The organism is Actinopolymorpha sp. B9G3, from assembly GCF_040120725.1.
In the GTDB taxonomy this organism is placed as follows: domain Bacteria; phylum Actinomycetota; class Actinomycetes; order Propionibacteriales; family Actinopolymorphaceae; genus Thermasporomyces.
In genome coordinates this window covers 67,863-85,932 of sequence record NZ_JBEEAB010000017.1, presented here as the reverse complement: position 1 = coordinate 85,932, position 18,070 = coordinate 67,863, and the positions used below count along the sequence as shown (strand labels likewise).

Genomic DNA, 18,070 nt, shown 5'->3' with positions numbered 1-18,070 from the left:
TCTCGAGGCGTGCTGTCGGTGACTCGCGCTAGCGTTCGGGCATGGCGACGCCGTACGAAGAGATCGAGGTGGGCGCGCGCACCGTGCGTGTGTCCAACCCCGACAAGGTGTACTTCCCCGAGCGCGGGTTCACGAAGCGAGACATCGTCCATTACTTTCTCTCCGTCGGCGACGGCATCCTGGGTGCCCTGCGCGAGCGTCCCACCACGTTGGAGCGGTGGCCCGGTGGCGTTTTCGAGGGAGCGAAGTTGTCGACCAGGGGCGACAACCGAGGCGACGCGTTCTACCAGAAGCGGATACCCAAAGGCGCGCCGGAGTGGGTGGAGACGGTCCGCATCACGTTCCCCAGCGGGCGCCCCGCCGACGAGGTCTGCCCCACCGAGACCGCGGTGATCGCCTGGGCGGCCAACCTCGGCACACTCACCTTCCACCCATGGCCCGTACGCCGACCCAACGTGGACCATCCCGACCAGATCCGGATCGACCTCGACCCGCAGCCGGGGACGGACTTCGCCGATGCAGTCCGCGTGGCCCCCCAACTACGCGCGCTGCTGCACGAGCTGGGCATGGAGGGTTGGCCCAAGACCTCCGGTGGGCGAGGCCTCCACGTCTACGTACCCATCCAGGCGAAGTGGACTTTCGTCGAGACGAGGCGAGCGGTCATCGCCCTCGGTCGGGAGCTGGAACGCCGACTGCCTGACCTGGTGACGATGTCCTGGTGGAAGGAGGAGCGCGGAGAGCGGGTCTTCATCGACTACAACCAGATGGCGAGGGACCGCACGATCGCGTCGGCCTACTCCATCCGCCCGAGGTCCCGGGCACCGGTGTCGGCACCACTGCGGTGGGACGAGTTGGAGAGTGTCGCTCCCGAGGACTTCGACATCGTGACCATGCCGGAGCGATTCGCCACGGTGGGTGACCTCCACGCGGGAGTCAATGAAGAGGCGTACGCGATCGACACCCTGCTGGAGTGGGCCGAGCGCGACCAACGCGACGAAGGGCTGGGCGACCTGCCATACCCACCGGACTATCCGAAGATGCCGGGCGAGCCGATGCGGGTCCAGCCCAGCCGGGCCCGTAACAAGGCCTGAAAGAGGTGCCACTCGTGGCACATGATGCTCCCGGCGCGGTGGTCGAGGCATTCCGCGCGCACTGGGCCCGGCTGCTCGCGTTGCTCGCCGGCCACTTCCGCAGCCTGGACATCGCCGAAGACTCGTTGGCTGAGGCATTCGAGCTGGCGGTCGAGCACTGGGCGCGGGACGGCATCCCCGACCGCCCGGAGGCATGGCTCTTCACCACGGCGAAGCGCCGAGGCCTCGATCGGGTGCGCCGAGACGCCACCCTGGCCCGCAAGCTTCCCCTGCTCGTCATCGACGCCGCGGCAGGGACAGACCCTGCGGGCGGTGCGCGGCCGGACGGGTTCGATCCGGACGACGCGGCGATCTCCGCCATCCCCGATGAACGGCTGCGCCTGCTGTTCACCTGCTGCCACCCGGCCCTCGCTCTCGAGGCGCGGACGGCGCTCACACTCCGACTGGTCGGCGGCCTGACGACACCGGAGATCGCTCGCGCCTTCCTGGTCTCTGAACCGACCATGGCTGCTCGACTCACCCGCGCCAAGAAGAAGATCGCCGCCGCCTCGATCCCCTACCGTGTGCCCACCGAGGCGGAGCTGCCTGATCGGCTGGGCGGTGTCCTCACTGTGCTCTACCTGATCTTCACCGAAGGCCACTCGGCGTCCTCCGGGGACGCGCTCGTTCGGCGGGGCCTGTGCGATGAGGCGATTCGGCTCACGCGGGTGGTCGTCGAGCTCCTCCCGGACGAGCCCGATCCGATGGCTCTGCTCGCCCTGCTGCTCCTGCACCACTCCCGGAGGGACGCCCGCGCCGACGACACCGGCGAGCTGGTACTTCTCCCTGACCAGGACCGCGAGCGCTGGCATCAGACGGAGATCGCGGAAGGCGTCGCCCTGCTCGAGAAGGCAGCGGGGTTCGGCGGACGCGCGACGTCGTACCTCCTTCAGGCGGCGATCGCCGCTGAGCACGCGTCAGCACGTCGCGCGGTCGACACTGACTGGCGGGCGATCACCATGCTGTACGAACGCCTGGAACGCATAACGGACTCGCCCGTCGTACGCCTCAACCGGGCCGTGGCGGTCGCCGAGGCCGACGGTCCGGCGACGGCCCTCGCCCTGCTGGCCGACCTCGACGAGCGGCTTGCGAACTACCACCTGCTACCCGCGACCCGAGCCGACTTCCTGCGCCGGATGGGGCGGCTCGTCGCGGCGCGCGAGGAGTACTCAAGAGCGCTCCGGCTCGCGGGAAACTCTCCAGAACGCGCGTACCTCGCCCGCAGAATCGCAGAACTCGAACCCCACGGGCACCATGCGGAAGCCGAGGATGCCCGACGGTCCGATCTGAGCTGAACCTAGCCGGGTGAGCCGTTGCGCCGGCCGGAACCGGTAGGGGCGGCGTCTGGATCAGTCGGCACGGGATCGCGGTGTTCGATGAGGTGCAGGCACGGAACACCGAGTCGGCGGCGTGCCTTCGAGGTCCAGTCGAAGTGGAAGAACTCCGCCACCAGGTGCGGCCGCGTGAGGATGACGACCTCGGCCGCGTTCCGCTCCCGTACGGCGGCAGCGAGCGCATCGACCGGATCCGCTGACGTCACCTCGCCGTCGGCCGAGCACCCGCACCGACCGAGCGCCTGAACGCTCTGGTCGAGCGCTGACTTGCTGCGTTCGACGATCTCCCGCTGGATCTTCGCCAGGTCGACGTCGGGGAAGTTGAGAGCGGACGTAGCGAGCACTTCACTCGCCGCGATCGACCCGAGCGCCGACTCGACCCGAGCCGACGCGTCCTCGACGGGGAGCAGAACGTGGACATGGGTGGGTTCGCCCGACACCCGGTAAAGCTCGGCGATCTGATGTGCGTCGAAGTGCGAGATCGGCTTTTCGATGAGGAGCACGACTTTGTACATGGGCACCTCCTCGTGTGTCCGCGCCCATCGTGCCGCGCGGGTGCCCGATTGGAAAGTGCCCTTGGTCATCTGTGCGGCAAATTGTGAGGAGCGCGTGCTCACTTCGTGCCCAGGACCTCGGCGAGGTCGAAGCGGACCGGCTCCTCGAGCTGGGCATAGGTGCACGATTCCGGCTCGCGGTCTGGTCGCCAGCGGACGAACTGCGTGGTGTGCCGGAAACGTACGCCTTCCATGTGGTCATACCGGACCTCGACGACCCGCTCCGGTCGAAGCGGCACGAACGACAGGTCCTTGCCGGCGCTCCAGCGGCTCTGTTCGGCGTTGCGCGGAGTGCGACTGCCCGCCTCCTGCTTGGCCCATGACCACGGATGGTCGTCGAACGTCGTCACGAGCGGCTGAAGCTCGGTGAAGAGCTCCCGCCGCCGGGCTAGCGGGAACGCGCCGATCACACCGACGCTGGCGAGGTCACCGGCGTCGTTGTAGAGGCCGAGCAGGAGGGAGCCGATCGCGTCCGGGCCGCTCTTGTGGACCCGGTAGCCCGCGACGACGCAGTCGGCGGTGCGTTCGTGCTTGACCTTGAACATCGTCCGCTTGTCGGGTTCGTACAACCCGTCGAGCGGCTTGGCGATCAGACCGTCGAGCCCGGCACCCTCGAACTGGTGGAACCAGCGCTCGGCCAGCTTCCGATCGGTGGTCGCGGGCGTGGTGTGGACCGGCGGGCCCGCGTTCGACAGGGCCTCCACGAGGGCCGCACGGCGCTCCTCGAATGGCCGACCGGTGTAGTCGGTGTCGCCCAGGGCGAGCAGGTCGAACGCCACGAACCGGGCGGGCGTCTGCTCGGCGAGCAGCCGGACCCGGCTGGCCGCGGGGTGGATCCGCAGCTGGAGGGCCTCGAAGTCCAGGCGTACGCCTTCGGCGTCCTCGATCACGATCTCGCCGTCGATCACGCTTCGGGCGGGAAAGTTCGCCTTGACAGCCTCGACGAGCTCCGGAAAGTAGCGGGTCATCGGTCGTTCGTTGCGGCTGCCGATCTCCACCTCGTCGTGGTCACGGAAGATGATCGACCGGAAGCCGTCCCATTTCGGCTCGAAACTGTGGGCCCCCTGAGGTATCTGCTTCACCGGCTTCGCCAGCATGGGCGATACCGGCGGCATGACCGGAAGTTGCATGGCCCTATCTTGCCCGGTCCCGCTGACAGGCCAGCAGATCAAGGTCGCCAGGAGGGGTCGCGGCCGAGCATGGCGACAACCCGGTCCAGCGGCGCAGCTGTGGCGGGCACCTCGACACCCGGCTGGAAGTGGCTGCGGGGTCCACGGGTCTCGGGCGTGTCCGGCACCTTCGCGGCCAGGACGACGGCGACGTTGAGTACGTCCTGGTCGTACGTCGTCGCGACATCAAGGGCCTTCGCGACATCCCAGCCATGGACGACGTTGTCGAGGAAGTGGAACCCGATCGCCGCACGGGCAGGGAACGGTGCCGTGATCCGGACCTCGGGCAGCCAGAAGTCGCGCTCGAGAACGCCGTTCTGGGCGAACGCGGCCGTCACCAGGGTCGCCGCCTCCGTGTAGGGCCCGGACGGGTCGTCGTCGAAGGGGCGTGGACGCCAGGCGGCCAGCTCGGTAGGTTCGCCCGACGCCGCGAGGGCGAAACCGTCGTGCTGTCCGATCATGTGTTCGAGGAGATGGCGGACATTCCAGGCGGCGCACGGGGTGGGCCGGTCGAGCTGGTCGGCGGTGACGGTGTTGACGAGCCTGGTGGTGGTATCCACCACCCGCCGGTCGAGCTCTCGGATATCCATGACGCTCCTTCGTGTTCCCCTCGGACGTCGACAGTACGCGTTCGAGTGGGTGCGAGGAGTGAAGACATGCGGAGCCGCCAGTGGAGGGTCGGCGACCGACACGCACCGCTGTCACCGGCGAGGTGATGGACAGGTTGGGGGCGCTCCGCGGACCGACAGATGTCGCCGGCTGGGCGAGTCAGGCGAAGAGCCACCGGAAGAACAGGAACCCGTCGGCCTCGAGCAGGCTGGCAAGGCGAAGGTCCGCCGGCGCGGAGAGTTCGGGCCCGGTGAGGATGCGCATCGCCGGCCCGGCCAGAAGCTCGGGCGAGATCGTCAGGCACAACTCGTCGAGGAGTCCGGCGCGGGCGAGGAAGCCCGCGAAGGTCGGACCACCTTCGCTGAGAATGCGCTGGTACCCCCGGGCGGTGAGGGCGTCGACAACGGCCTCGGCATCGACCTGCTCGTCGCCGGCAGTCGCGAGGTCGACCTGGCTGGCGAGCTGCCGCCGCCGGTCGGGGTCGGCCTGGGTACAGGTGAGGACGACGGTGCGCGGATCGGTCAGCAGCCGGTCGGGGATGTCGAGGGAGTCGGTCACCACCGCGATCGGCGGCGTGGGTGGTAGTCCGAGCTGTTCGCGCAGCGGGGCGAAGGCGGGACGGATGTCAGCGGGCGCGTAGCCCTCGACCCGGGCCGTGCCCGCCCCGACGACGATGACGTCGGACAGGGCGCGCAGGAGTGCGAGAATGCGGCGGTCAGCCGGGCCGGAGATCGACCCCGACCGATGATCGGGCCCCTGCGCGGCGCCGTCGACGGTGGAGACGAAGTTGGCCCTGACCCAGCGACGATCCCGCGGATAGGCGTACAGCCCCGCGAGTGCGGCGTCGTCCAGGTCGGCGCCGTCCAGGTCGGGGCCGTGCGCCGGTCCGGGAACGACGACGCCAGTCTCCCCGGTCCGGCCGACGGAGGCGGGTGGGTGGGCAGCGGTCTGCGGGATCAACAAGCGCACAGGGAGATCTCATCAGAGAGTCGCCGCAAGCAGAAATTGACGCGACACTGGCAGCACGGCGGAGGGAAGGGGAGCACGGTATGGCGAAGCGGCTCAGTGATCGTCTCCGACTCCCACCGGCCCGGCCCGTCGTGATCGGTGATCTGTCGACCAGGACGACGCCGGGCTTCAAGGGCGGCAAGCGCCAGGCGCGGGCGGCCCTCGGCGACCTCGGCCCGGCACTCGCTGATCTGCAGGAACGGCTCTTCGCCGAAGGCCAGACCGGTGGCAAGCGAAGCCTGCTCCTCGTCCTTCAGGGCATGGACACGGCGGGAAAGGGCGGAACCGTACGGCACGCGGTCGGGCTGGTGAATCCACAGGGCGTCCATGTGGTCGGCTTCAAGGCGCCCACGCCCGAGGAGCGTCGCCGCGGGTTCCTGTGGCGGATCCGCCGTGAGCTTCCGGCGCCGGGCTATCTCGGGATCTTCGACCGGTCGCACTACGAGGACGTCCTGGTCGCGCGCGTGCGCGGGCTGGTGAGCCGGGCCACCTGGTCCCGCCGGTACGCGACGATCACGAGGTTCGAGGACCAGCTGACGTTCCGCGGAATCCGGATCGTCAAGTGCTTCCTGCACATCTCGAAGAAGGAACAGAAGAAGCGCCTGATGGCTCGGCTGGACAACCCTACGAAGCACTGGAAGTACGACCCGAACGACGTCGCCGAACGCCTCCACTGGGACGACTATCAGCAGGCGTACCAGGACGTGCTGGAGCGGACCGACACCGAGGCCGCGCCATGGTATGTCATACCCAGTGATCACAAGTGGTACCGCAACTGGGCCGTCACTCAGCTGCTCGTCGAGCACCTGCAGGACCTGGATCCCCAGTGGCCCGCAGCGGACTTCGACGTCGAGGCGGAGAAGGCCCGGCTCAGCGCCACCTGACAGGCGACCATGGCATCCGACGACACGGCCGGGATGGCTCCCCGGCTTGCTCAGACCCGCTTGAGCACCACGAGTGAGCGGGAGATGACCTTCAGCTGCTCGCCCGCCAGCACGGCCCCACGTTCCCGGAGGTCGTCGTCGGCCGTGTCAAGCACGGGCTCCCACGCTTCGCCGTACTTCGCGCCTGGTACGGAGAACTCGAGGTCGTCCTCGGAGGCGTTGAACAGCAGCAGGAACGAGTCGTCGACAATGCGTTCGCCCTGCCGGCCGGGCTCACGGATCGCTTCGCCGTTGAGGAAGACAGTGAGCGACTTCGCGAACCCCGCCGTCCAGTCGCGGCCGGTCATGTCGGTGCCGTCGGGCTTGAGCCAGGCGACGTCGCCTACCCCGTCCCCGCCGCCAAGACCGTCGAAGAATCGGCGGCGCCGGAAAACCGGGTGCTCGGCGCGGAGTTGGCTCACCGTCCTCGTGAAGGCGAGCAGGTCGGAGTCGGCGTTGACCCAGGAGACCCAGGAGATGTCGTTGTCCTGGGAGTAGGCGTTGTTGTTGCCGTGCTGGGTACGTCCCAACTCGTCGCCGTGCAGCATCATCGGCACCCCCTCGGACAGGAACAGGGTGGCGAGGAAGTTGCGTAGCTGGCGTTGGCGAAGCGCGGCGATGCTGTGGTCGTCCGTGGGTCCCTCGGCGCCCGAGTTCCAGGACCGGTTGTCCGACGTGCCGTCGCGGTTGTGCTCGCCGTTGGCTTCGTTGTGCTTGTGGTTGTACGACACGAGATCGCGCAACGTGAAGCCGTCATGGGCGGTGATGAAGTTGATCGAGGCGTACGGCTTGCGCCCGTCGTCTTCGTACAGGTCCGACGATCCGGTGAGCCGCATCGCGAACTCGCCGAGGGTGGCGGGGCGGCCGCGCCAGAAGTCGCGTACGCAGTCGCGGTACTTGCCGTTCCACTCCGTCCAGACCGGCGGGAAGTTGCCGACCTGATAGCCACCCGGCCCGACGTCCCACGGCTCGGCGATCAGCTTGACCCGCGACACGATGGGATCCTGCTGGACGAGGTCGAAGAACGCCGACAGCCGGTCGACCTCGTGGAACTGCCGGGCGAGGGTCGCCGCCAGGTCGAATCTGAAGCCGTCCACGTGCATCTCGCTCACCCAGTAGCGCAGTGAGTCCATGATCAGCTGGAGCACGTGGGGGTGCCGCATGAGCAGGCTGTTGCCGGTGCCCGTCGTGTCCATGTAGTAGCGCGGGTCGTTGTCGACAAGTCGGTAGTAGGCGGCGTTGTCGATGCCCCTGAACGCGAGCGTCGGCCCGAGGTGGTTGCCCTCCGCGGTGTGGTTGTAGACGACGTCGAGGATCACCTCGATGTCGGCCCGGTGCAGCGCCCGGACCATCGCCTTGAACTCCTGCACCTGCTCACCGCGCTGGCCCGACGCGGCGTAGGCGTTGTGGGGCGCGAAGTAGCCGATCGTGTTGTAGCCCCAGTAGTTGGACAGGCCCTTCTGGACGAGGGTGCTGTCGTGGACGAACTGGTGCACCGGCATCAGCTCGACCGCCGTCACGCCCAGCGACTGCAGGTGATCGATCATTGCCGGCGCCGCGAGTCCCGCGTAGGTGCCCCGGATCACCTCGGGAATGTCCGGATGGTTGATCGTCAGTCCTTTGACGTGTGCTTCGTAGATGACCGTCTCGTGGTAGGAGCGACGGGGGAGTCGGTCGTCCTGCCAGTCGAAGTAGGGGTTGACGACGATCGACTTCATCGTGTGAGCGGCGGAGTCGGCGGAGTTGAGCGTGTCCGGGCTGCCGAAGCGGTACGAGAACAGCGACTCGTGCCAGTCGATCTCACCCTCGATCGCCTTGGCGTAGGGGTCGAGCAGGAGCTTGGCGGGGTTGCAGCGGTGACCGGTCACGGGTTCGTACGGGCCCTGGACGCGGAACCCGTAGCGTTGTCCAGGACCGATCCGCGGGAGGTAGCAGTGCCAGACCGAACCCTCCCGTTCGGTCAGAGCCACGCGGGTCTCGCGGACGTTCCCGCTGTCCCGGTCGCCGGCGCCATCGCCGTCGAACAGACACAACTCGACGGCATCGGCGACCTCGCTGAACAGCGCGAAGTTGGTGCCCGCCCCGTCGAACGTCGCACCCAGGGGGTACGGCGTTCCAGGCCAGACCTCGACCATTCCGCTCCTTTCCGCCGGATCGCACACGTTGCTGACTAGCGGCATCTTTCCAGGTGAGCCCGCGCCCCGGACGGCGCATGGGCCCCCTGCGGCGGAATGGTTACCTGTCAGGCGAGCCCTGAGCGGCGGAGGACCAGTTCGACGACCTCCGGCCGGGCGCCGAGGGGGGCGCTCACCGCGAACGCGCCCGCCTGTCCGGCGTCCGCGCGGATGCGGTCAGCGAAGAAGCCGGGTGCGAGGAGGTACGTCGCGACGGCGACGCGCCGCGCGCCGCCGGCCTTCGCCTGCGAGACGGCGGGACCGACCCGGGGCTCCGCCGCGGAGGCGAAGCCCGCCGTGACGGGCGTGTCGATTCGCGTGGCGAGCGCGCTGGCAACGCCCTGGACGGCACGGTTGGCGTCGGGATCGGTGGAGCCGGCCGCGGCGAGCACCACCGCGTCGTAGTCGGCCGCCGCGCACGCCTCGTCCAGGCGAGCGGCCAACGCGTCGAGGAGTAGGTCGTCGGGCCCCAGCACGTCGCCGGTGCGGACCGGCCACCCGCGCTTCTCCACGAGGGCCGACACGCCCGGCAGGTCGACCTTCGAGTGGTACGCATGGCTCAGCAGGAACGGCTGGACGACCACATCGTCGACGCCACGCTCGCCCAGCAGGTCGAGCGCCTGTTCCGGCGAGGGCGCAGCCAGTTCGAGGAAGGCCGCGCAGCTCTCGAGATCAGGCGTAGCGGCCCGCGCTCGAGTCGCCGCCGCGGAGGCCACCTGCTGTGCGACCTGTGCCGCTCGGGCGTCGCGGCTGCCGTGGGCCAGCAGCAGGAGGCCCTGGGTCATCGCCGCCCGTCGCCGGATGCGAGCTGTGATGCCAGGGTGACGACCTCGCCCACGACGATGACGGCGGGGGAGCGGACGTCCTGGGCGGCGGCGATGTCGACGATCGTCGCCAGGGTGCCCGGCGTCAGACGCTGCTCCGGCAGGGTGCCGCGCTCGACGAGAGCGACCGGCGTGTCGGGCGACCGTCCGTGTGAGAGGAGGCCGTCGACGATCTCGCCGAGCTGGCTCACCCCCATGAGGAAGACGAGCGTGCCTTCCAGGCCGGCAAGGCCTTCCCAGTCGGGCTCCTCGCCGCGCCGCGACGTGTGCGCCGACACCACCGTGAACTGCCGGGCGACGCCGCGGTGGGTCACCGGAATTCCGGCCACCTCCGGCACGGCGACTGCGCTGGTCACGCCCGGGACGACCTCGCAGGGAACGCCGGCCTCGGCGCAGGCGAGCGCCTCCTCGCCGCCACGGCCGAAGACGAACGGGTCGCCGCCCTTCAGGCGTACGACCTGCTGCCCGGCGCGGGCACGCTCGACGAGAAGGTCGTTGATCTCCATCTGGGTCATGGTGTGGGCCTGCGGGCCCTTGCCGGCCTCGACCACCTCGACGCCCGGGTCGAGTTCGGCGAGCAGAGCACGCGGAGCCAGTCGGTCGACGACCACGACGTCGGCGTCGGCCAACAGCCGTCGACCACGGGCGGTGATGAGTCCGGGATCGCCGGGCCCGCCGCCGACCAGGGCGACGTGGCCGTTGCGGGGACGGCGGAACCTGCGTACTGGCAGTTCGCCGGTCTCGAGCTGGGTGGCGATCCGGTCCTTGATGGCCCGCGCCCGCCGCGGGTCGCGTCCGGCGGAGACGGCGACGGTCACGTCGTCGACCCGTGCCGTGGCCGGCGTCCAGGCGGGCGAGTGGGTGGCGTCGGAGGCGCGTACGCACCAGATGCCGGACGCCTCGGCCTCGGCGGCGACCCGCGCGTCGGTCGACACGTCACCGGTGGCGGTCTGCACGACCCATGCTCCGCCGAGGTCGCCGGGGGCGTACTCCCGAGGAATCCAGGTGACCTGCGCATCACCGGTCATGACCGCGAGGTCCTCGCACAACTCCGGGGCGACCACCACGACCTCGGCGTCGGCGTCCAGCAGACCACGGACCCGGCGCGCGGCGACCGGGCCGCCCCCGACGACGACCGCCCGGCGTCCGGACAGGTCCAGCATCAGGGGATAGCGCGGGCTCATGTGTGGATGCCGCACTCGGTCTTGGACAGCCCCGCCCACCGCCCGCTCCGCGGATCCTCTCCGGGCGCCACCCGCCGCGTGCACGGCCAGCAGCCGATGGACGGGTAGCCGTCGTGGAGGAGCGGGTTGGTCATCACGCCATTGTCGACGATGTAGCTGTCGAGGTCATCCTGGGTCCACCGGGCGAAGGGCGCGATCTTGACCTTGCCGCGCCGGGCGTCCCATGCGACCACGGGTGTGTTCGCCCGGTCCGGTCCCTCGTCGCGCCGGATTCCGGTCGCCCAGGCGTCGTAGGCCTGCAACGCCCGCTCCAGCGGCGCAACCTTGCGGAGCTGGCAGCACAGGTCCGGGTTCCTTGCGTACAGGTCGGCTCCGAGCGTGGCGTCCTGCTCGGCCACCGTCTGCCGCGGCCGGACGGTGACGAGGTTGATCGGGATGGTCACCGAGGCGGCGTCGGCGGTGCCGACGGTCTCCGCGAAGTGGTAGCCGGTGTCGAGGAACACCACGTCGATGCCTGGCTGGACCGTCGAGGCGAGATGCGACAGCGCCGTCTCCTGCATCGACGACGTGATGCAGAACCGTTCACCGAACGTGTCCACCGCCCACTGGATGATCTCGGTTGCGGTCGCGTGCTCGAGGTCGCGGCCCGCCTGGGTGGCGAGCGCCTCGAGTTCCGCGGCGTCACGCCCGGACGCCCCCGACTGCTGAGGCAAAGCGGCAGTAAGACTCATGAACGCACCACCAGTCCGATGAACTTCAGGGAGAAGGCACGGGTGCAGCCGCGGCACTCCCACGCGCCGTGGCTGTCCTCGGCGGGACGGAGGTCCTCCTCGCCGCAGTACGGGCAGTAGAACGGGGTCGCGCGCTCGCTCATGTGAGGGCCTCCTCTGGCGCCCGGGTCACCCACTGGGCGAAGCGCTCGCCCTGCTCACGCTGGTCGAGGTAGTGGCGGACGACCCGCTCGACGTAGTCCGGCAACTCGTCGGCGGTGACCTTGTGGCGGCGGAGTTTGCGCCCGAAGCCGGCGTCGAGCCCGAGCCCACCACCGAGGTGGACCTGGAAACCCTCCACCTGCTGCCCGGCATTGTCGAGCACGCTCTGGCCCTTGAGACCGATGTCGGCGACCTGGATCCTGGCGCAGGAGTTGGGGCAGCCGTTGAGGTTGACGGTGATCGGGACGTCGAGCTCGGGGATGCGCCGCTCCAGCTCATCGATCAACGCGGCCGCGCGAGCCTTGGTCTCGACGATGGCGAGCTTGCAGTACTCGATCCCGGTACAGGCCATGGTGTGCCGGCGCCATCCGGACGGGCGTGCCTGCAGGCCGATGTCGGCGAGTGCGCCCACCAGGTGCTCGACCTGGTCCTCCTCGACGTCGAGCACGAGCAGCTTCTGCAGCGGTGTGGTACGGATGCGATCCGAGCCGTGTGCCGCGGCGATGTCGGCGAACTTTCCGAGCTGGCTCCCCGACACCCGGCCGGCGAGCGGCGCGACGCCGACGTAGTAGCGGCCGTCCTTCTGGCGGTGGACCCCGATGTGGTCGCCGGGAACCGCGGGAGGCTCGGGCGCGGGACCGTCGACCAGCTTGCGCTTGAGATACTCGTTCTCCAGCACGTCGCGGAACTTTTCGGCCCCCCAGTCGGCGACGAGGAACTTGAGCCGCGCGCGGTGCCGCAGCCTCCGGTAGCCGTAGTCGCGGAAGATGCTCGTGACGCCCCACCACGCCTCGGCGACCTCGTCGAGGGGGATCCAGGTGCCGAGCCGCTGGGTGAGCATCGGGTTGGTGGACAGGCCCCCGCCGACCCACAGGTCGAAGCCAGGACCGTGGTCGGGGTGGACGACGCCGACGAACGCGATGTCGTTGGTCTCCGGCGCGACGTCCTGGCTCGGGTGGCCGGTGAGGGCGGTCTTGTACTTCCTCGGCAGGTTGGAGAACTCCTTGCTGCCGATGTAGCTGGTGGCGATCTCGTGGATGGCCGGTGTCGGGTCGATGATCTCGTCGGCGGCGACTCCCGCGACCGGGCTGCCGATGATGACCCGAGGGCAGTCGCCGCACGCTTCCTGGGTCTGCAGGCCGACGGCCTCCAGGCGTTCCCAGATCGTCGGCATGTCCTCGATGCGGATCCAGTGCAGCTGGATGTTCTGCCGGTCGGTGACGTCGGCCGAGTCGCGGGCGTACGTCGTGGAGATGTCGGCGATGGTGCGCAGCTGCGCGACCGTGAGCTGACCACCGTCGATGCGGACGCGCAGCATGAAGTAGGAGTCCTCGAGCTCCTCGGTGTCGAGGATCGAGGTGTGCTCCCCGCTCATTCCGGGCTTGCGCTGGGTGTAGAGGCCCCACCAGCGGAAGCGACCGCGCAGGTCGGACGGGTCGATCGAGTCGAAGCCGCGGTGGGCGTAGATGTTCTCGATCCGGGCACGGACGTTCAGCGGGTCGTCGTCCTTCTTGGCCTGCTCGTTCTTGTTGAGCGGCTCGCGGTAGCCCAACGCCCACTGTCCTTCGCCGCGCTTGCGGCGTGGGGGACGGTTGGCGGCGGGCCGCGGCCGGGCGGCAGACGACGTGGATGTCATGGAGTGTTTGGTCCTCGGTCAGGGCACAGGATGGTCAACGCCACCGTGCCGAGCGGCAAAGTCGAGGAAGCCGGCGCAACCGAGCGCCCGGGTCCCGCTGTCAGGGGAGGGTGGGGCGCCTCAGCGCGCCGAGAGACACAGCATGCTGCGCATGCGGCCGAAATCGAGGTGACGCCGTCCCACGAGGAGCGGGGTTACGGGCATCATCATGGTCATCAGCCTGCGTGAATGAGGCCCGACTGGCAACTGAATCGTCCGCGATGCGAGACGTCCGTCTCGAAGTCCGACTATTCTTGTAGGGATTCTGGTTGCCCTGATCAGCCTCGGCCCAGGGATTTCGTCCCGCTTCGCGGCACTCTGTCGCCGACTGCTGGGTGCCGGAGCTGGCCTCTGGCAAGATCGCCCGATGACTCAGCCAGCGTGGGTTCGACGATTCAGGGCGACCGACATCAGCTTTCCACGGTGGGCACGTGACGCCCCGCATCGGTGCCTCTACACCTCCAACCGCAGCGGTACCGCCGAGCTGTACGGATGGGACCGCCAGGAGGCCCGGCACGTCCAGTTGACGTCGCGACCGGAGGGAACCACGTGGGGCGTGATCCATCCGGACGGTGAGTCGGTCTGGTGGTTCGACGACACCGCCCATGACGAGCGTGGCCGGTGGGTGCGACAGGCGTTCGACGTCTCCGGCGCGGCGGGCGGCAAAGCCGAGATCGCGTTTCCGGACCTGGCGCCGGGCTACCCGGTCGGCCTGGCGCTCGGTCACCGGGTGGCGGCGGTTGGAATGTCCGAGCGTGGCGGCGTGCGACTCCACCTCCACCGGTTCGACAGCGCGGCCACGACCACGTTGTACGAGTCGGCCCGCCACGCGCAGGTCTCGGCCATGTCCTACGACGAGACTCTGCTGGCGATCGAGCACTCCGAGCACGGTGACGCGGACTATCCGGCAATCCGTGTCCTGCGAACCGGGTGCGGGACCGTCGTCGGTGAGATCGCGGGCGAGCTGTGGGACGGTATCGGCCGTACTCTGCACGCGGTGGCTTTCGCTCCGTGCCCCGAGGACTCCCGACTCCTCCTCCATCACGAGCGATCCGGCCGCTCCGAGCCGATGATCTGGGACCTCGCCGCCGATACTTTCGTCCAGCCGCACATCGATCTGCCCGGTGAACTGTCCGCCTCCTGGTACCCGGACGGATCGGCTCTGCTGATCCGACGCCACTGGCTGGCGCGAGACGAGCTCTACCGGTACGACCTGGGGGCCGAGAGCCTCGCACGGGTGGAGACCGCGCGCGGCGTCGTCTGGGGACATGGCGTACGACCGGATGGCACGGTGGAGTATCAGTGGTCGGCGGGGGACCGGCCGTCCGCCATCCTGACCGAGTCCGGGTCACCGGTGCTGGAGGTGGTGGAACCGGCACCGCCGTCCGCAGCCCTCGACGATGCCTGGGTCGACGGCCCGGGCGGACGGATCCACGCACTGGTGGCCAGCCCTCCGGCCGCGAGCGGTCCGATGCCCACGGTGTTCTGGCTCCACGGCGGGCCTGGCGGCGAGATGACCGACAGCTTCTTCCCCATCCGGGCCGCGTTCGTCGACGCCGGCTTCCGCGTCGTCCACGTCAACTATCGTGGCTCGTCCGGATACGGCGCGGCCTGGCGCGACGCGCTGCGACCGGCGCCCGGCCTGGTCGAACTCGAGGACGTCGCCGCAGTGCGCGACTGGGCGGTAGACACGGGACTCAGTGATCCCGACCGGTGCGTGATCACCGGCAAGTCGTGGGGCGGCTACCTCACGCTGCTTGCGCTCGGCACGCAAGCCGACCGCTGGGCCGCCGGGATCGCCGACGTCCCCATCGGGGACCTCGTCGCGCTCTACGAGGACGAAATGGAACCGGTCCGCGAATACGACCGGTCATTGTTCGGCGGCTCACCTGAGCAGATCCCGGACAAGTGGGCGCGATCGAACCCGATCACGTACACCGACCGGGTGAAGGCGCCGCTTCTCGTCATCGCCAGCACCAACGACCCGCGCTGCCCGATCCGCTCGGTCGACAACTACCTCGCCCGCCTCGCCGAGCTGGGAACGCCGTACGAGGACTACAGGTTCGAGGCCGGTCACATGAGTGTCGTCGTCGAGGAGCAGATCAAGCAGATGGCGCGCCAGCTCGACTTCCTCAGCCGCCACCTCTCCGGTCCGCCAGAGGACGCATCGAGTGCGCCGAAGCTGTAGGTCCTGCGGGCTTTGTGCCTACCGCCTGTCACGGCACGTCGGGCGGAACCGGGACAAACCACGGGTGAGGTGCGCGATCCGGTGGGAGTGTCGGTGGCCATTCCCAGGCTTAGACTCGCGTTCATGGAGAGGGGGTGCCCCGTGACCCAGCCGGCGTTCGCTGTGGACTCATGGCCAGACTTCTGGACCGAAGACGATCTCGCCGCTCTCCCCGACGATGGGCACCGGTACGAGATCATCGACGGGAGCCTTGTCGTGTCCCCACCGCCCACTAGCCGGCATCAGAGCATCGTCGGAAACATCCTCGCCGTCCTTCGCGCGGCGGCGCCGGCCGGTTGGCGGGTACTCCACGAGGTGGGGCTTCGGGTGCCGGGTGGCAACTTCATCGCTGACGGTGCGGCTCTCCGTCCTGGGGCGGATCTCGACCTGGTGTGGCAGGACCCATCAGCTGTCGGCCTGGTTGTTGAGGTCGCGTCCGATTCGACGCAGGACCTTGACGATGGCAGCAAGGCGATCAAGTACGCCCGGGCCGGCATTCCCGCCTACTGGCGCGTGGCTAGGGACGGCTCGATCAAGGTGGGCAAGATCGTGCGACCGGGCGAGTACGGTCTGGTGACCAAGGTGGAGGTCGGACAGGTGTGGGAGGCGACTGTGCCGTTCCCCGTGATGCTGGATCCGCAGGTCATCGGCGCCTGACCGCGCCGCCCACAAGGACTGGAGGAACCCCGCTGGCGAACGCTCGTCAGCGGGGCTCCCTGCTGTCTCTGACCAGAGTCAGCTGGCCGGCCAGCCCGGGATGGGGAACGCCTTGGTGAAGTCGCGGACGTCCGCCGCGATCCGGTCGAGCGCCTCCCCATCGTCCTTCTTGCCCGCCTCCACGGCCTCGTCCATCCAGGCCGCGATCTGGGGCATGTGCTCGGGCGCCATGCCGCGGGTGGTGATCGCCGGAGTGCCGATCCGGATCCCCGACGGCGCCCAGGGCTTGCGCGGGTCGAACGGCACGGTGTTGAAGTTGAGCTCGATGCCGGCCCGGTCCAGCGCCTTCGCGGCCGGCTTGCCGCCGACGTCCTTGTTCGTGAGGTCGATGAGGATCAGGTGGTTGTCAGTGCCGCCCGAAATGAGATCGAAGCCGCGTGCTGTGAGCGCGTCGGCGAGCGCCGCCCCGTTGGCCACGATCTGACTGGCGTACGCCTGGAACTCACCGGTCGCGGCCTCGCGGAGCGCGACCGCGATCGCTGCCGTGGTGTGGTTGTGCGGCCCACCCTGCAGACCGGGGAACACCGCCTTGTCGATGGGCTTCGCATACTCCTCGGTGGTCATGAGCATCGCCCCACGCGGACCGCGGAGCGTCTTGTGGGTGGTCGTCGAGATCACGTCGGCGTGGCCGACCGGCGTGGGATGGACGCCACCTGCCACCAGGCCGGCGATGTGCGCGATGTCGGCCACGAGCATGGCGCCGACCTCGCGGGCGATCGCCGCGAATGCCTCGAAGTCGATCAGCCGTGGGATCGCCGTCCCTCCGCAGAAGATCAGCTTCGGCTGCTCCTTGTGGGCGAGGTCGCGTACGTGGTCCATGTCGACACGGCCGGTCTCCTTGTCGACGCCGTAGTGGACCGGCTTGAACCAGGTGCCCGTCGCAGAAACCGGGGAGCCGTGGGTGAGGTGACCGCCGTGCGCCAGCTCGAGGGAGAGGAACGTGTCGCCCGGCTGCATGAACGCGAGGTAGATCGCGAGGTTGGCCGGCGAGCCGGAGTAGGGCTGGACGTTGGCGTGCTCGACGCCGAAGAGCTCCTTGGCGCGGGCGACGGCCAGCTCCTCCACCTCGTCGATGATCTGCTGGCCTTCGTAGTAGCGCTTGTGGGCGTAGCCCTCGGAGTACTTGTTGGTGAGGACCGTGCCGGTCGCCTCGAGGACGGCCTGGGACACGTAGTTCTCGCTCGGGATCAGTCGGATCTTCTCGAACTGCCGACGGCCCTCGGCCTCGATGAGCCGGGCGATCTCGGGGTCGGCGTCGGCCAGCCTGGCGGCGAGGTCGAGACCAGTACGCTGCGTCATTGCTCCTCCTGGGTCAGCGGTGGTGACGGTCACTCGGTGACCGCCTGGTCGTGCGTGCCCTGTGGTTCAGGGACACGCCCTCAGACCCAGGCACCCAGGCGCGCGGTGCCCGTGCTCGGTCGTACGGGACGGTATCTGTCGTACGGCAGCCCGTACGCCGCTCCCCGGTGGTCGATTCCACCTTGCCTGCGCCAGTCGCGGTAACCACGAGCCTAGTGCAGAGGGCCGGGCCCGTGGGCTGGCAGGTGCTCCCCAGACCTTGACATGATTCGATGTCCAGCCGTTACGGTGCTCGCCACCAGCGCGGCGCA

Annotated in this window: 16 protein-coding genes and 1 riboswitch; of the genes, 5 read left to right on the top strand and 11 right to left on the bottom strand. The window is 69.1% G+C overall.

Translation table 11 applies throughout. From position 1 onward, the window contains the following. Positions 1-41 precede the first annotated feature (41 nt). Positions 42-1,091 carry a non-homologous end-joining DNA ligase gene (ligD, locus tag ABNF93_RS25475; protein WP_349330702.1) on the top strand — a complete coding sequence of 350 codons (1,050 nt, stop codon included), beginning with the start codon at positions 42-44 and terminating at the stop codon, positions 1,089-1,091. A gap of 14 nt (positions 1,092-1,105) precedes the next feature. After that, positions 1,106-2,425 carry an RNA polymerase sigma factor gene (locus tag ABNF93_RS25470; RefSeq protein WP_349330700.1) on the top strand — a complete coding sequence of 440 codons (1,320 nt, stop codon included), beginning with the start codon at positions 1,106-1,108 and terminating at the stop codon, positions 2,423-2,425. A gap of 2 nt (positions 2,426-2,427) precedes the next feature. Here ABNF93_RS25470 and ABNF93_RS25465 read toward each other — a convergent pair whose 3' ends face one another. From ABNF93_RS25465 to ABNF93_RS25450, 4 genes are all read right to left on the bottom strand, one after another. Beyond that, positions 2,428-2,979 (bottom strand): hypothetical protein, encoded by a 552-nt coding sequence (locus ABNF93_RS25465; protein WP_349330699.1) that lies wholly within the window; start codon positions 2,977-2,979, stop codon positions 2,428-2,430. A gap of 98 nt (positions 2,980-3,077) precedes the next feature. Then, positions 3,078-4,148: an ATP-dependent DNA ligase gene (locus ABNF93_RS25460; protein WP_349330698.1), complete on the bottom strand. Its 1,071-nt coding sequence runs from the start codon at positions 4,146-4,148 to the stop codon at positions 3,078-3,080. Between the two features lie 38 nt (positions 4,149-4,186). Then, a complete protein-coding gene (locus tag ABNF93_RS25455) occupies positions 4,187-4,777 on the bottom strand; it encodes a TIGR03086 family metal-binding protein (RefSeq protein WP_349330697.1) in 591 nt (196 codons plus the stop codon). Between the two features lie 178 nt (positions 4,778-4,955). Further along, on the bottom strand, positions 4,956-5,765 hold the full coding sequence (locus ABNF93_RS25450; protein WP_349330696.1) for a dihydrofolate reductase family protein: 810 nt from the start codon (positions 5,763-5,765) through the stop codon (positions 4,956-4,958). 80 nt (positions 5,766-5,845) lie between these two features. Between ABNF93_RS25450 and ABNF93_RS25445 the strand changes: the two genes are divergently transcribed. Further along, positions 5,846-6,688 (top strand): PPK2 family polyphosphate kinase, encoded by an 843-nt coding sequence (locus tag ABNF93_RS25445; protein WP_349330695.1) that lies wholly within the window; start codon positions 5,846-5,848, stop codon positions 6,686-6,688. Between the two features lie 50 nt (positions 6,689-6,738). On the opposite strand, the gene glgX is transcribed toward ABNF93_RS25445, so the two are convergent. The 6 genes from glgX to ABNF93_RS25415 form a co-directional block, all read right to left on the bottom strand. Beyond that, on the bottom strand, positions 6,739-8,862 hold the full coding sequence (gene glgX / locus ABNF93_RS25440) for a glycogen debranching protein GlgX (RefSeq protein WP_349330694.1): 2,124 nt from the start codon (positions 8,860-8,862) through the stop codon (positions 6,739-6,741). A gap of 107 nt (positions 8,863-8,969) precedes the next feature. After that, positions 8,970-9,686, bottom strand: a complete 717-nt coding sequence (locus tag ABNF93_RS25435; protein ID WP_349330693.1) for a sirohydrochlorin chelatase — start codon at positions 9,684-9,686, stop codon at positions 8,970-8,972. Next, entirely contained in the window at positions 9,683-10,909 is a 1,227-nt protein-coding gene (gene cobA, locus ABNF93_RS25430; protein WP_349330692.1) for a uroporphyrinogen-III C-methyltransferase, read from the bottom strand. Before cobA ends, ABNF93_RS25435 begins: the two co-directional genes overlap by 4 nt. Then, the gene (locus ABNF93_RS25425) at positions 10,906-11,640 is read right to left on the bottom strand and encodes a phosphoadenylyl-sulfate reductase (protein WP_349330691.1); all 735 of its coding nucleotides are present in this window, start codon (positions 11,638-11,640) and stop codon (positions 10,906-10,908) included. Before ABNF93_RS25425 ends, cobA begins: the two co-directional genes overlap by 4 nt. After that, positions 11,637-11,783 (bottom strand): hypothetical protein, encoded by a 147-nt coding sequence (locus ABNF93_RS25420; protein ID WP_349330690.1) that lies wholly within the window; start codon positions 11,781-11,783, stop codon positions 11,637-11,639. Before ABNF93_RS25420 ends, ABNF93_RS25425 begins: the two co-directional genes overlap by 4 nt. Beyond that, a complete protein-coding gene (locus tag ABNF93_RS25415) occupies positions 11,780-13,477 on the bottom strand; it encodes a nitrite/sulfite reductase (RefSeq protein WP_349330689.1) in 1,698 nt (565 codons plus the stop codon). Before ABNF93_RS25415 ends, ABNF93_RS25420 begins: the two co-directional genes overlap by 4 nt. 406 nt (positions 13,478-13,883) lie before the next feature. Here ABNF93_RS25415 and ABNF93_RS25410 point away from each other — a divergent pair, with 406 nt between their 5' ends. Continuing rightward, positions 13,884-15,704, top strand: coding sequence for a S9 family peptidase (locus ABNF93_RS25410; RefSeq protein ID WP_349330688.1), 1,821 nt, complete (start codon positions 13,884-13,886; stop codon positions 15,702-15,704). Between the two features lie 123 nt (positions 15,705-15,827). Next, positions 15,828-16,400, top strand: a complete 573-nt coding sequence (locus ABNF93_RS25405) for a Uma2 family endonuclease (protein WP_349330687.1) — start codon at positions 15,828-15,830, stop codon at positions 16,398-16,400. A gap of 78 nt (positions 16,401-16,478) precedes the next feature. On the opposite strand, the gene glyA is transcribed toward ABNF93_RS25405, so the two are convergent. Next, positions 16,479-17,759, bottom strand: coding sequence for a serine hydroxymethyltransferase (gene glyA, locus ABNF93_RS25400; protein WP_349330686.1), 1,281 nt, complete (start codon positions 17,757-17,759; stop codon positions 16,479-16,481). 85 nt (positions 17,760-17,844) lie between these two features. Further along, positions 17,845-17,968: riboswitch (ZMP/ZTP riboswitch) on the bottom strand. Positions 17,969-18,070 lie beyond the last annotated feature (102 nt).

Excerpts from the sequence above, each read along its gene's own strand:
- ligD (WP_349330702.1), top strand. The coding sequence starts at position 42 with ATGGCGACGCCGTACGAAGAGATCGAGGTGGGCGCGCGCACCGTGCGT.
- ABNF93_RS25465 (WP_349330699.1), bottom strand. The coding sequence starts at position 2,979 with ATGTACAAAGTCGTGCTCCTCATCGAAAAGCCGATCTCGCACTTCGAC.
- ABNF93_RS25460 (WP_349330698.1), bottom strand. The coding sequence starts at position 4,148 with ATGCAACTTCCGGTCATGCCGCCGGTATCGCCCATGCTGGCGAAGCCG.
- ABNF93_RS25455 (WP_349330697.1), bottom strand. The coding sequence starts at position 4,777 with ATGGATATCCGAGAGCTCGACCGGCGGGTGGTGGATACCACCACCAGG.
- ABNF93_RS25445 (WP_349330695.1), top strand. The coding sequence starts at position 5,846 with ATGGCGAAGCGGCTCAGTGATCGTCTCCGACTCCCACCGGCCCGGCCC.
- glgX (WP_349330694.1), bottom strand. The coding sequence starts at position 8,862 with ATGGTCGAGGTCTGGCCTGGAACGCCGTACCCCCTGGGTGCGACGTTC.
- ABNF93_RS25435 (WP_349330693.1), bottom strand. The coding sequence starts at position 9,686 with ATGACCCAGGGCCTCCTGCTGCTGGCCCACGGCAGCCGCGACGCCCGA.
- cobA (WP_349330692.1), bottom strand. The coding sequence starts at position 10,909 with ATGAGCCCGCGCTATCCCCTGATGCTGGACCTGTCCGGACGCCGGGCG.
- ABNF93_RS25425 (WP_349330691.1), bottom strand. The coding sequence starts at position 11,640 with ATGAGTCTTACTGCCGCTTTGCCTCAGCAGTCGGGGGCGTCCGGGCGT.
- ABNF93_RS25420 (WP_349330690.1), bottom strand. The coding sequence starts at position 11,783 with ATGAGCGAGCGCGCGACCCCGTTCTACTGCCCGTACTGCGGCGAGGAG.
- ABNF93_RS25415 (WP_349330689.1), bottom strand. The coding sequence starts at position 13,477 with ATGACATCCACGTCGTCTGCCGCCCGGCCGCGGCCCGCCGCCAACCGT.
- ABNF93_RS25410 (WP_349330688.1), top strand. The coding sequence starts at position 13,884 with ATGACTCAGCCAGCGTGGGTTCGACGATTCAGGGCGACCGACATCAGC.
- ABNF93_RS25405 (WP_349330687.1), top strand. The coding sequence starts at position 15,828 with ATGGAGAGGGGGTGCCCCGTGACCCAGCCGGCGTTCGCTGTGGACTCA.
- glyA (WP_349330686.1), bottom strand. The coding sequence starts at position 17,759 with ATGACGCAGCGTACTGGTCTCGACCTCGCCGCCAGGCTGGCCGACGCC.